Raw genomic sequence first — 495 nt, 5'->3', positions numbered from 1 at the left:
CTCCATCTTCATGGCCTCGACGGTGGCCAGCGCCTGACCCTCCTGAACCTCGTCCCCCTGGGCGACATTGATCGTCACGATCAGGCCGGGCATCGGGCACAGCAGGAACTTGGACGTGTCGGGCGGCAGCTTTTCGGGCATCAGCCGTGCCAGCTCCGCCGCACGGGGCCGACGCACATGCACGCGCAGGTCAGCCCCGCGCGCACGCAGGCGCAGCCCGGCGGCGATCTTGTCCACCTTCAGGATCAGGGGGCGTCCGTCCACCTCCAGCCGCGCCAGCGACTGGCCGGGGCGCCAATCACCCTCGACCCGGATCGTGCGCCCCGCGATGGCGACATTTGCGCCATGGGCATCGGCGGTGATGCGGACGGGCCAGTCCTGCTTGTCCGCGAACACCACCCAATCGTCGCCCACATGGCGTTCGTGGTTGTTCAGGCGGCCGCTGATACGGGTGCGCCGGATCTCGGCCACGCGGTGCATGGCGGCGGCGGCGGC

Annotated in this window: 1 protein-coding gene; it reads right to left on the bottom strand. The window is 70.3% G+C overall.

The annotated features are described in order from the left end of the window. A partial coding sequence (locus tag TW83_RS15975; RefSeq protein ID WP_045983774.1) for a biotin/lipoyl-containing protein occupies window positions 1–495 on the bottom strand: 495 nt, incomplete at both ends.

This window comes from Paracoccus sp. S4493 (genome assembly GCF_000967735.1).
In the GTDB taxonomy this organism is placed as follows: domain Bacteria; phylum Pseudomonadota; class Alphaproteobacteria; order Rhodobacterales; family Rhodobacteraceae; genus Paracoccus; species Paracoccus marcusii.
This window is presented reverse-complemented; position numbering and strand designations above follow the sequence as displayed.